The organism is Evansella sp. AB-rgal1 (assembly GCF_041820985.1).
Taxonomy (GTDB): domain Bacteria; phylum Bacillota; class Bacilli; order Bacillales; family Salisediminibacteriaceae; genus Evansella.
Genome location: NZ_JBGUAU010000014.1, coordinates 127,069 through 140,121 on the forward strand (window position 1 = coordinate 127,069; position 13,053 = coordinate 140,121).

The 13,053-nt window shown below is 35.5% G+C and carries 10 protein-coding genes; 7 read left to right on the forward strand and 3 right to left on the reverse strand.

What is annotated here, in order from left to right:
- Positions 1-103: 103 nt before the first annotated feature.
- Both ACERII_RS13615 and ACERII_RS13620 read left to right on the forward strand, forming a co-directional pair.
- On the forward strand, positions 104-892 hold the full coding sequence (locus ACERII_RS13615; RefSeq protein ID WP_373642983.1) for an HAD family hydrolase: 789 nt from the start codon (positions 104-106) through the stop codon (positions 890-892).
- Positions 893-1,075: 183 nt separating this feature from the next.
- Positions 1,076-1,897 (forward strand): alpha/beta fold hydrolase, encoded by an 822-nt coding sequence (locus ACERII_RS13620; protein ID WP_373642985.1) that lies wholly within the window; start codon positions 1,076-1,078, stop codon positions 1,895-1,897.
- 6 nt (positions 1,898-1,903) lie between these two features.
- Here the strand turns inward: ACERII_RS13620 and ACERII_RS13625 are convergent, their stop codons facing one another.
- The gene (locus ACERII_RS13625; RefSeq protein ID WP_373642987.1) at positions 1,904-2,440 is read right to left on the reverse strand and encodes a phosphatase PAP2 family protein; all 537 of its coding nucleotides are present in this window, start codon (positions 2,438-2,440) and stop codon (positions 1,904-1,906) included.
- A 439-nt stretch (positions 2,441-2,879) separates the two neighbouring features.
- Between ACERII_RS13625 and ACERII_RS13630 the strand changes: the two genes are divergently transcribed.
- From ACERII_RS13630 to ACERII_RS13640, 3 genes are all read left to right on the forward strand, one after another.
- Positions 2,880-4,022 (forward strand): glycosyltransferase family 4 protein, encoded by a 1,143-nt coding sequence (locus ACERII_RS13630; protein WP_373642988.1) that lies wholly within the window; start codon positions 2,880-2,882, stop codon positions 4,020-4,022.
- A gap of 828 nt (positions 4,023-4,850) precedes the next feature.
- Complete coding sequence (locus ACERII_RS13635; protein ID WP_373642989.1) at positions 4,851-6,563, forward strand: ABC transporter substrate-binding protein; 1,713 nt, start codon at positions 4,851-4,853, stop codon at positions 6,561-6,563.
- A gap of 234 nt (positions 6,564-6,797) precedes the next feature.
- Positions 6,798-7,475 carry a GntR family transcriptional regulator gene (locus ACERII_RS13640; RefSeq protein ID WP_373642991.1) on the forward strand — a complete coding sequence of 226 codons (678 nt, stop codon included), beginning with the start codon at positions 6,798-6,800 and terminating at the stop codon, positions 7,473-7,475.
- Between the two features lie 124 nt (positions 7,476-7,599).
- On the opposite strand, the gene ACERII_RS13645 is transcribed toward ACERII_RS13640, so the two are convergent.
- Complete coding sequence (locus tag ACERII_RS13645) at positions 7,600-8,097, reverse strand: L,D-transpeptidase family protein (RefSeq protein ID WP_373643041.1); 498 nt, start codon at positions 8,095-8,097, stop codon at positions 7,600-7,602.
- Positions 8,098-8,478: 381 nt separating this feature from the next.
- Positions 8,479-9,462, reverse strand: a complete 984-nt coding sequence (gene guaC / locus ACERII_RS13650; protein WP_373642992.1) for a GMP reductase — start codon at positions 9,460-9,462, stop codon at positions 8,479-8,481.
- A 206-nt stretch (positions 9,463-9,668) separates the two neighbouring features.
- On the opposite strand from guaC, the gene ACERII_RS13655 reads away from it, so the two are divergent.
- Complete coding sequence (locus ACERII_RS13655; RefSeq protein WP_373642993.1) at positions 9,669-11,342, forward strand: ribonuclease J; 1,674 nt, start codon at positions 9,669-9,671, stop codon at positions 11,340-11,342.
- Positions 11,343-11,612: 270 nt separating this feature from the next.
- A complete protein-coding gene (gene glnA / locus ACERII_RS13660) occupies positions 11,613-12,971 on the forward strand; it encodes a type I glutamate--ammonia ligase (RefSeq protein WP_373642995.1) in 1,359 nt (452 codons plus the stop codon).
- Positions 12,972-13,053 lie beyond the last annotated feature (82 nt).

Here is a 13,053-nt window from a genome sequence, read left to right on the forward strand (position 1 = left end):
TACAAGTTATTAATTATCCTTAAAGAAAATAAAACACTTCGTTTAATTGTTCTTAATAACCTCATGATAACCTAAACGTAGTCTTCATGAGGAGGGTGGTTATATGGACATTCGAGCCATATTTATTGATTTGGACGGTACGTTACTAACGAGAAAGAATGAAATATCTCAACGAAATGTTACTGCTATAACTATGCTATTGAATCAAGGTGTGAAAGTGTTCCTAGCAACGGGAAGGCAGTACGAGATTACAGCACCGTATCACAAAAAACTAGGTCTTAAAACCCCGATGATATGTCTAAATGGAGCTTCAATTCATGATGCTCATACAGGGAAAGCGATTCAAACAAAATCAGTTAATATAGATGAAGAGCGCTTTTATAGATTAACCCAAGGTAACCAATATAACGTAATTGTTCATACTACCACTGGAACGTATTGCAAACGTACCTCTCCTGAGATAGAGGAATGGACCAGGGAAGCAGGAAGTTCACCCACTTATAATGAAGATCTTCATCTTGTCAATTATGGAAAAGTCTTAAAATACAGTGTCCGTACAGGGTTTGAAAGTGCTCCGATTGCTATGGAGTTTATGGATGAAGCAGATGTTATTCATTGGGATGATGGCTTTGAAATAGTAGCACAAGGAGTTTCAAAATGGGCTGCTATACAAACGATTATCAAGGCATATGGAATTGGCAAAGATAACGTGGTAACAATAGGTGATGGCCCTAATGATATTACTATGCTTTCTCACTCAGGATTTGGAGTAGCGATGGAGAATGCTAGTTCGGAGGTAAAGGCTGCAGCAAATTATATTACTCTTCATCATGAAAATGACGGTTTAGCTGACTTTATCGAACGTTACCTTATTAACACATATAGCATATAAGTCTGTGTAATTAATTACTAATAAACTTTGAAAGACCTATTCGTATCCAGAATAGGTCTTTCCTTGTTGTTTTACTTATAAAATTACAATTGGACTTATAGGCACCAATTAGCTCTTTACATAATAAGCTAGTTGAAAGCAAATAATAATTTCTATCATATAGAATATGGAGGAAAAATGTAAATGAAAGGAACCACACTCGAAAAAGAGAAAATTACATTATCAGGTGTTAATGTTTTTTGTGAATATGTGTTAAATGGGAAACCACCAATAGTACTAATACATGGGTTTGTTTCATCCACCTACACCTTTCATCGAATTATTCCACTGTTAGAAGAGCAATTTTCTGTTCTAGCGATAGATTTACCTGGATTCGGCAGGAGTGAAAAATCAACTTCTTTTATCTACTCCTTTGAAAATTATGCAAAGTTAATTTTAGAATGTATGGATTATTTTCGTTTTGAGTCCGCCCATATGGTAGGGCACTCCATGGGTGGGCAAATTGCACTTTATACAGCAAAAATAGCTCCACATAAAATAACAAAGCTTATTTTGTTGTGCAGCTCAGGGTATTTAAAAAGAGCAAAAAATTATCAAAGATATAGCACCTATTTACCTTTTTTTCATGTTTTCGTGGAAAGATACATTAAAAGAAAAGATATCCAAGATTATCTAAAGAATGTACTATATAATTCCTCCTATATGAATGAGGATTTATTTAGAGAGTATGGGCGTCCTCTAAGTGATAAAAATTTTTATAAGTCACTCGCTCGCTTATTAAGATATCGAGAAGGAGATTTACCTTCTGACCAATTAAAAACGATTGAAACTCCAACATTGTTACTTTGGGGTGAAGAAGATAAAGTAGTGCCACTAGAGGTTGGAAAGAAACTAGTAGAAGATTTACCTAATGCCAAGATAAAAACTTTTGAGAAAACAGGACACTTATTAACAGAGGAAAGACCAAAAGAACTTTACGAACAAATCATTGCCTATGCATTATAAATTTGGCTAGAAAAAGAAAGAGTAACTAAAAACTACAAAAATGGAACTAACCGTACCTAATAGTGCTCCAATTATACAGTCAGTGGGATAATGAAGTCCAAGGTACATCCTTGATAGACCGACTAAAAAGGCAATTGGCAAAAGGATAAATGCAAGTAGAGATGAAAATAATGCGAACATAATTGCTATAGAAAAAGCTGCTGTCGTATGTCCTGATGGAAAGGAATAGTCTTTTAATGGGTTTGATCCTAAATGTACATTTGTAAGCCTCATATATGGGCGTTGTCGACAGTATGCTTTTTTTATAAAGTGAACAAAAATATGGCTGATTGCTAAGGAAACTAGTGCTAAAATTGCCCTGGATCTTATCTCTGTACCGAATAACGTAATTATTATGACTAAGGAACCAATGGTAGCTGTGGCACCACCAAGGTGTGTTATTTTTGGAAGGAGATAATCGAGTACTCTACACTTTAATTGTTGGTTTACATAATGAAAGATGCTGACGTCACTAGAAACTAACCAGGTTACTATTCGATTCATTTCATATCTCCTCTTAATCTTTAGTTTTTTTCGGTCTACTGTTCGCATTCCTAGGGGAGTTGCCGAGCCAACTTTCTCAATTCCACCTAAGTACGTGCCCACGTCCTGTGAGCAGCGGCGTCATGTCGCCATTCTGGATCCCGCTGATTGCACTCATTCCATATAAAGTAAATAGTGCTAATATACTTAATAACGTATTTTCCTCCCCCTTGTGAAAATTTTTACTTTCATGGGTGTCTACTGAAAATACTCGTTTTAATCACCTTGGTCTTCCATTGTTATAATTTTATGATAATCAATAAATGTAAAGATAACGTTAGTAAAATATTTATTTTTCTTAAATGAAATTTTACACACACTCAACATTGTTTTCATAATAGTTTGTTAAATTAAAAGAGACCAAAGGAAAATAATATATTGATATGGGAGTGTGAAGGTGATGCGAATTGCTATTTTTTCTGACACATATGCACCAGAAATTAATGGGGTGGCTAGAACATTAAAAAGGTATACCGATTATTTAGATAAAAGTGGAATAGAATATAGACTATTTGTTCCTGAAAGTAGTACTCCAATTCCACCAGTTCCACAAGTTCAGCGTTTTACAAGTGTTCCATTTATTTTGTATCCAGAATGTCGAATAGCTCTTCCAAATCCCCTCCATATAAAAGAAACTTTAAAAGAATTCAATCCAACACTTATCCATATTACTACACCCTTTAATCTAGGTCTTTTCGGACTTCATTATGGGAGAAAACATAATATACCAATGGTCGCCTCATATCATACAAACTTTGATGATTATTTAGGGTACTACCATTTATTATTTATGGAAAAATGGATATGGAAATACATGACTTGGTTTCATAGTTTTTTTCAAAAAGTTTATGTTCCTTCTCAAAGTACAAAGGAAAAACTATTGAAATATAAAGTACATCAAAATATAGAAATATGGGGAAGAGGAGTCAATAACACTTATTTTTCTCCGTTAAAAAGAACCGTTACAATGAAGGAAAAATTAGGAATTAAAGAAAAAAATGTACTTTTGTATGTAGGACGAATTGCTCCAGAGAAAGATGTTCGAATTGCTGTTGACACTTTTCATAATTTGCCTAAAGAAAGCAAAAAAGATACGCACCTTCTTATTGTAGGTGACGGTCCACAACGGAAAGCTTTATCAGCAAAAATAGAAAAGCAAATTACGTACACGGGTTTTATGGAGGGGGAAGAATTAGCTGAGGTATATGCATCAAGTGATGTTTTCCTCTTTCCTTCTCCTACAGAAACCTTTGGAAACGTTGTTCTAGAAGCTCAAGCTTCTGGTCTTCCAGTGGTTGGAGCTAAGTCAGGTGGGGTCCAACACTTAGTGGACAACGAAAGGGATGGTTTTTTGTGTGAAGAAAAAAATGTAGACGATTTTGTGAAATATACAAACATCCTCCTAGAAAATAAGAAACTGCGTCAAACATTCAGTGTAAGAGCAAGAGAGTCAGCAGTAGGAAAATCTTGGGATAATATTTTTGAGAAGCTTGTAATTAGTATGAGAAATGTTATTGAGAGAAGATCACGACATAGTGCTTAAAAGACAGGTGATTTATATTGCCTGTTTTTTTTTTTTTTTTTTTGAAGGATAAGAATTTTATAAAATTTTTTTAGCTTAGAAAGGTGTCTAGCTCCAGTCGCCAGGAACTCGTGTCTAATAACCTGGCCGATTAAAAAGTAAAAAGCAATCTTTAGCGTCCAGAACATTTGCATCTCGCCAATAGTAAATCCTCTCACAATTCGGCCTTTTGTTGCCTTCGTGCCTCCGCCTCCCTGCGGGGTCTAGCACCTTCCGTAAAAATCATATAGAACAAGTTTCAACATTTTCCTTTAACAGATCTTTTTTAAAAAGCGATACTAAATAAATTAAAATAAAAAAAGTTGTTGTCTAATTTTTGTTTATGAAATATAATGTGTTTAACTACCATACTAGTTAGATCAGTAGAACTAGACAACAATATGTAAAGGTTTACATAAATCAGATATCCATTACTTTAAAAGAGTTTTACTTATTATTTCTTCGATTATCATGAGATAAACAATGGGATTGAGTATAGTAACTCTGGTTCGAATTTTGATAAATTACTTAAATTTATATCAATCCTTCTGTGTATTTTTGGATTTGATTACTTGTCGCTATAATAGAAACAAAAATTTTATTATATAATTTTTGTTTTTGACTTTCGGAAGATATTTTTATTAGCAAAATAAAAGTAGAGTAAAAGCTTTATAACTTAAAAGATAGTATGAATTACAGACAAGCTTTCATATTTCATATTAATTTAAGGAGGTGACGCTGCACACTTTTTTTCGAAAGCGGTTCCAAATGTTTCGGTTGCAATTTAAAAATGAGAGGGGCAGTCAAGAGATGAAAAGAAAACTGATGTTTTTATTGTTAATGTTATTATCACTGCTTTTAGTTTTTGCAGCTTGTTCAAGCAACGAAGATAGTGCAGCTAAGCCTAAGAATGAAAATAATGAGAAAAATAAAGATGAAAATGATTCCAATGCAAATGATGAGGTTGAACTAGATAATACACCTATTACTTATCACATGTTTAATGCGGGAACTTCAATAAGAGATATCGATACAAATGAAACGAGAATTGGAAAAATATTCGAAGAACAAACTGGTGTTAATTTTAGAATTGAACATCTTGTAGGAGATATTAAACAAAAAGTTGGAGTAATGGTTGCAAGTGGTGACTATCCAGATGTGATTGTTCCGGATGGTGAAATCGACGTATTCTTAGATGCTAAAGCGTTAATACCATTAAATGACCTTCTAAATAAGTATGGTCAAAACCTTTTAGAAGCATATGGAGACTATCTTCACATGTTTACACAACCAGATGGAAATATTTATTACATTCCATTTGGTCCAACTATTAATGAATTCAAACCAGCTCCGAATATCGATCAAGGTGCTTTCTGGATTCAACGTGGAATTCTAAAAGAAGCTGGCTATCCTATAGTTAATACAATTGATGAGTATATGGATTTAATCGTTAATTATGCGAAAGAAAATCCACAAATTGATGGGATGAACACAATTCCATTTACAGGTTTAACGTATGATTGGAGATTCTTCGCATTCTCTAACATTCCAAACCATCTAGCAGGTTATCCGAACGATGGTGGAGTTCAAATTGATATGGAAACTCATGAAGCAACTGTTTATGCAGATTCTGATTATGCAAAAGACTGGTTAAAAATGTTAAATGATCTTAATACTGAAGGTTTACTAGATCAAGAGATGTTCATTAACAACTATGACGAGTACTTAGCAAAACTATCATCTGGTCGTGTATTAGGTTTCTTTGACTATGGCTGGCAGTTTGGTCAAGCTCGTACAGCTTTAAGAGAGGCTGGTAACCCTGATCGCGAATATATGGCATTGCCTATCGTCTTTGAAGGTGTGGACAAAGATCAGTATCTTGATCCCCCTGCATTCACTTCAAATCGAGGTATTGGTATATCTGTTAATGCAGAATCTCCTGAACGTATTGTTCAATACTGGGATAATATGATTAAAGAAGAAAACCAGAAACTAATTATGTGGGGCTTTGAAGGTGAGCATTACGAAGTGGGAGATGACGGACGTTTCTTCCGTACGGATGAGCAAATCGAACTTACTAGAACGGATGCTGAAAGGGAAGCAACTGGTATGAGATACTTTGAGTGGTACTGGCCACGTTTAAATGGTACATTCTCTGATGGAAACGCTGTTGAACCTGCAAGACAACCAGCTGTTGCCCTTGCATCTTATACAGATGGTGATAGAGAGTATTTAGATGCATATGGTATTAGTACATTCTCTGAGTTGTTTGCTCAACCGGATGAGCGTCCATGGTACCCAGCTTGGAGTGCAAATATAGAACAAGGCTCTGGTCCGCAAATATTTGAAGAACGTTCGGATGAAATAATTCGTAGACATTACGCTCGAATTGTTTTAGCTGAGCCAGGTAATTTTGATAAAGAATGGAACGACTTTGTAAGTGCGTATAGAGCGTTAGATGTCGATGGATATGAAGAATTCTTTACAGAAGTTATTCAAAATCGCGTGAAGGGAGAATGGTAATATAGATTTCCATTCTTAGACAAGGAGCTATGACTACCGACCTTAAAGGTGGTCATAGCTTTTTTTTGAAAGCGTCCAGAACATTTGCATTTCGGTAATGAAAGGGCGCCTTGCGCTTTTCTTAAAGAAAGATTAATTTTGAAATATATTTAGAAGGATGAAAGTGTGTTAATATACTAGTATGCAATAGGTTATATATTCTCTTTTGATCGTGCTTAAGAATGGGGAGTGGACATGATAAATGTAAATACTAGTATTAGAGGATCTACAAGGGATTTTGTTTATAGAACGATACGTAACCAAATCATAAATTGGGAGCTTCTTCCTGGACAAAAGATGTCGGAAAAGGAAGTATCTGAAAAGCTTAATGTAAGTCGCACTCCCGTTCGTGAAGCTTTTCTTCAATTGTCACAAGAAAATTTGTTGCAAATCTATCCACAAATTGGCACTGTCGTATCTAAAATTGATTATAGACTTGTTGAAGAGGCTAGATTTGTTAGAGAAAAAATTGAAAGAGCTCTCGTAATGGAGTTGTGTAATGGAGTTAGTGAAGACTTTGTATTTCAAATGGAATCAAATCTTGCAATGCAGGAACTCTGTATTCAAAAAGGAACACATCAACGTTTATTTCAATTAGATGATGAATATCATCATCATTTGTATAAAGAATGTAATAAAAAGAGAGCCTGGTCATTCGTGAGACAATTAAATAGTTCCTTCGATCGATTGAGGTCCTTGAGGCTTGCAATGAATGCTGATTGGAAAATAATTGTATCTCAACATAAAGAAGTTTATAATTATATATTGGACAGAGATGCAAAAAAAGCAGATAAAGCAATAGAGAACCATTTGACTCTTATTTTATTTGAAAAAGAAGACTTACAGAAAAAGTATCCAGATTACTTTATCTAAGAAAATTATAGTGACTTCAAATAATTATTAAAAAGGGGCACTGGTTATGAATCACTCGTTCCCCTTTATTGTTGTTAGTATTTTAAGTGTGTAACCCTGAAGTTTCTTGGGAGCATCCTCCTAATTATGGATGAATGATAACAGGTGTTCCAATAGGAACAAGGCTTGCTAGCTCATCAACATGATGATTATACATACGAATGCACCCCTTTGATACAGCCTTACCAATGGAACTAGGCTCATTTGTTCCATGAATTCCATAGTGTTGTTTTGATAAACTCATCCACATTGTACCGAAAGCGCCTCCTGGATTAGGTGCTTTATTAATTATGATAAAGTTTCCCATAGGTGTTTCATGAAGAATCCTACCTACCGCTATGGGATACTCCTTTTGTCGAACACCATCCTTTATTAATGTTAGTATCCGTTTGCTGACAGACACATCAATTACATAAGAAATGGAATGTAAGGGTGGAAAACCTGGAATAGATATAGATTGCCCAGGATAAATGACATCAGGATTAATACCAGGGTTTACGTTAAGTATTGTAGTAAGTGGTGTTCGATAATCAATGGAAATTTGGTTTAACGTTTCACCTGCTTTTACCGTATGAAAGAACAGAAGAACCACCTCCGAAAGGTATTATTACTTCCATTCTATGTACCTCTCCTCCAAATGTTTTCGTTCAATTTCAAATAAAAAGGTTCTGTACCATGTTGATATTGATTTTTTCTATAGGTTCTTCTTGGGGCGAACTACAAGCCTCCTTCCAATTCGGCCTCATGTGCCTGCCCAAGTCCTGTGTGTTCAAGGTCCTAAGTCGCTATCGTGACTCCGCCTCCTGTGGGGTCTTGCGTGGTACGCTTATCCATTAGGACTTTTTAAGGAGTCTCGCACCTTCCGTAAAAATCAACATTACAAAAATAGCAACATTCTCCTTTAACGTAGCCAATAAAAAAAGAGAGCGAATCCATTTTAGATTCACTCCGATTTAGAGAAATATTAATACGTTTTATCTCCATTAAAGATAGAATTCTTCACTATTACGTAATCAACGTGTCGAATCGAGTCTAATTTATTTCCTCCAGCATAGGAAATGGAAGATTGAAGATCTTGCTCCATTTCAATCAAGGTATCACGCAACGATCCCTTGTGCTCCACGTACATTTTTTTACCTTCCACATTGCGCTTTTCACCTTTTTGAAACTCAGAAGCAGATCCAAAGTATTCTTTGAATAGTTTACCGTCTTTTTCAATTGTTTCACCTGGAGACTCTTCGTGACCAGCAAATAAAGAACCAATCATTACCATCGAAGCACCGAAACGTACTGATTTCGCAATATCACCATGTGTTCGAATACCACCATCAGCAATTATTGGTTTACTAGCTGCTTTCGCACACCAGCGAAGCGCAGCTAGTTGCCAACCGCCAGTTCCAAATCCAGTTTTGATTTTCGTAATACATACTTTTCCTGGACCGATACCGACTTTTGTTGCATCTGCACCAGCATTTTCTAGTTCTCTTACAGCTTCAGGAGTCCCAACATTTCCTGCAATAACAAAGCTTGAAGGTAAAAGTTTTTTAATATGCTGTATCATTTCGATTACCGCATTGGAATGTCCATGTGCAATATCGATCGTAATATATTCTGGTGTAATGTTTTCCTCTGCAAGCTGCTCAATAAATGTGTACTCTTCATCCTTTACCCCCACACTAATGGAAGCTATTAACCCTCGTGATTGCATATCTTTAATAAAGTCTAAACGTTTATCTGGTTGGAATCGATGCATCACATAAAAATAACCCTTTTCGGCTAAGAAGATAGCTATCTTCTCATCTATAATTGTCTGCATATTTGCAGGTACAACTGGCAATTTAAACGTATGCGCTCCAAAAGTCACCGATGTATCACATTCGGAACGGCTTTTTACAATACTTTTTGCAGGAATCAGTTGAATATCTTCGTAATCGAATACGTTGTCCATGATTAACACTCCTAAACACGAATAATGAAATTATTTTAATTATAAAATGTTCGCCCTTCGGTAATTTACCTTATTTTCAAGGACCTGTCAATAACAAAGTTGTTACATTTATTCTAAAGGGTATCGTCTAAATAAAAATTATTTTCATAAAATACGTGAAGTTTGTCAAACTAACTATATTATGAACAAATGTGGGAGGTATTATTTTGAGTAAATATGAGAATACGCTGTCCATATTCGGCTTAGGTGGATTAAATGAAATTGGAAAAAACATGTACGCTATTGAATACGGAAATGATATTTTCGTTATTGATTGCGGTAATAAATTTCCTGATGAGAGCTTATTAGGAATTGATTTAATCATTCCAGACATTACATATTTATTAGAAAACAAAGAAAGAGTGAAAGCACTCATCGTTACTCATGGCCATGAGGATCACATTGGAGGTATACCATTTGTTCTAAAAAAAATAAATGTACCTGTTTATGGAACTAGATTTACGTTAGGGTTAATAGAACTAAAATTAAAAGAGCATAAAATCCTAAGGGAAACAGAGCTAAAAGAAATAACTTCAAAATCATTGTTGGATTTCGGGAAAATAAAAGTGGAGTTCTTCAAAGTTACCCATAGTATTCCAGATTGCTTAGGCATTGTTTTTAGAACACCTGAAGGAAATATTGTTCATACAGGAGACTTTAAATTCGATTACACCCCGGCTACAAATGAGCATTCGGAAATTCACAAGATGGCTCAAATAGGAACAGAGGGTGTATTACTTCTATTATCCGAAAGTACAAATGCAGAGCGACCTGGATCAACTCCTTCTGAACAAATGGTAGGAACACATGTGGAAGAAGCGTTTATAAAAGCTGATGGTAAGGTAATTTTATCTACTTTTGCTTCTAATATAAGTCGTGTTCAGCAAGTGGTGGATGCTACTAATAAAACAAATAGAAAGCTCGCACTATTAGGGCGAAGTATGGTAAACGTTGTAGAGGTGGCCATGGAGCGGGGGTATTTAGATGTTCCAGACGGTATGTTAATTGAACCTAATCAAATAAATGATTTACCACCAGATAGAGTTACTATCCTATGCACTGGCAGCCAAGGAGAACCTTTAGCTGCCCTTTCTAGATTATCTACAGGAGATTTTCGAGGCGTGGAGATATTAGCTGGAGATACAGTTATTCTAGCAGCTGGTCCAATTCCAGGGAATGAACGAAGTGTTACCCGTATTGTAGACAATTTATTTACGATTGGTGCGAAAGTCATTTACGGATCAGGAAGTGCATCCGGAATGCATGTATCTGGACATGGATATCAGGAAGACCTAAAGCTAATGCTTACGTTAATGAAACCGAGATATTTCATACCTATCCATGGTGAAATGCGAATGCTCCATAAACACCGACTACTAGCTGAATCAATAGGAGTTGAAGAAGGTAATACCTTTATTATCAATAATGGTGATGTTGTAGACATTTCTGGTGGAGTTGCACGTCAAACTAGAAATATTCCTGCAGGCAACACTTTCGTGGATGGTATGGGTGTTGGTGATGTAGGAGAGATTGTCTTACGAGACCGAAAGCAGCTTTCTGAAGATGGAATGCTTGTTATCGTTTTAACAATGAGCAAAAGAGAAAAGAAACTAGCAACAGACCCAGACACTATTTCCCGTGGATTTGTGTATGTGAAAAATTCAGAAGATCTTTTGCAAGATGTAAATAACCTAATTAAGAAAACGGTCAATGAATTAGATGATAGAGATAAACGAGAGTGGAATGTTATTAAACAGCATGTAAGAAGATCTGTGGGACAGTATTTATTCTCACACACTAAGAAAAAGCCAATGATAATTCCGATTATAATAGAAGTGTAAGTTCCTATATAAAAAAAACCGGGCTTTAATGGAGACTCTGAGATTTTTTAGTGGATCCTAATTGCTCGGTTTTTCTCTTTTTACAAAGGAGTCTCTGTTACTTTAATTTGGTAACAAATTCAACATCACTGTAAGGTTCTCTATACAACGCGTTAAAATTACTGTGTAAGATTTTCTTACGAATATCACCACACGTCTTTTTTTTTGTTTTATTATAAAAAACATAACAAAGGATGTTAACAGAGTTTACACAGGAAGGGATTGATAACAATGGCAACAATTACAACGGATAAGAAAATTACAGTAACGGAAATTCAAGAAATAATCAAGGTGAAAAGTGTTGAATTATTACACCTACAATTCGTAGACCTAGAAGGTATATTAAAGCATGTAACTGTGACAGCTGAACAATTAGACTCGGTAGTAGACGGTAAAATAATGTTTGATGGTTCATCAATTAAAGGATTTTCACCAATTAATAAATCAGACTTATATTTACAGCCGGACTTAAGTACTTTTGCAGTTTTACCTTGGTCAGTTGAAGAGGGTTATTCGGAAGCACGTTTCCTATGTAGTGTGAAAAATCCAGATGGTACTGATTTCGAGGGAGACCCTAGAAATGTTTTAAAGAAAACAGTAGAAAAAGCTGCAGACAAAGGTTATGCCATTAACGTAGGACCAGAGTTAGAATTCTTCTTATTCGAAACAGATGAAACAGGACGTCCAACTCAACAAACACAAGATTTCGCTGGTTACTTTGAGCCATCTCCGCACGATAATGGAGAAAAGGTACGTCTTGAAATCTATCGTGCATTAAAGGCAATGGGCTTTACTATTGAAGCTTCGCATCATGAAGTAGCAATTGGTCAACACGAAATTAACTTTAAGTATGCAGATGTGTTAACGGCGGCAGATTCGGCTACAACATATAAATGGGTTGTTAAAACAATTGCAAAACAATTCGGTTTACATGCTACGTTTATGCCAAAGCCAATTGCTGGAGAGAATGGAAGTGGAATGCACACAAATATATCTTTATTCGATCTTGCGAAGCAAGAAAATGCGTTCTACGATGAAGGGGATGAGCAGCAACTTTCTGATACAGCATACAAATTTATAGCTGGGTTATTAACAAATGTAAAAAGCTTTGTTGCAGTAACGAATCCTCTAGTAAACTCATATAAACGTTTAGTTCCTGGGTACGAAGCACCTTGCTATATTGCATGGTCTGCATCAAACCGTTCGGCTTTAATTCGTATTCCAGCAGTGCGTGGACCTGGAACTCGTGTAGAGATTCGTTGTCCAGATCCATCTGCAAACCCATACTTAGCATTTGCCATTATTGCTTCTGCTGGTTTAGATGGTGTTGAAAAAGGGCTAGAAGCTCCAGCTGCATTTGATCGTGATATCTTTAGCATGACTGCAGAAGAGTTATTCTTAGAAGAGATTGATAATTTACCAACAAGCTTAGAATTTGCTGTAAGTGAGTTTGAAGCTGGGGAAATTGGAAGAAAAACATTTGGTGATCATGTATTTAATGAATATGTAGATGCTAAACGTGAAGAACTTGACAGTTTCCGAACAACCGTTCATGGATGGGAATTAGAGAAATATCACACTAAGTTCTAGTATCCAATAATTTCTATAAATAATAAAATCTAATAATTATAGATTGTGCAAACCTCCTAGTTTTGATAACTAGGAGGTTTTG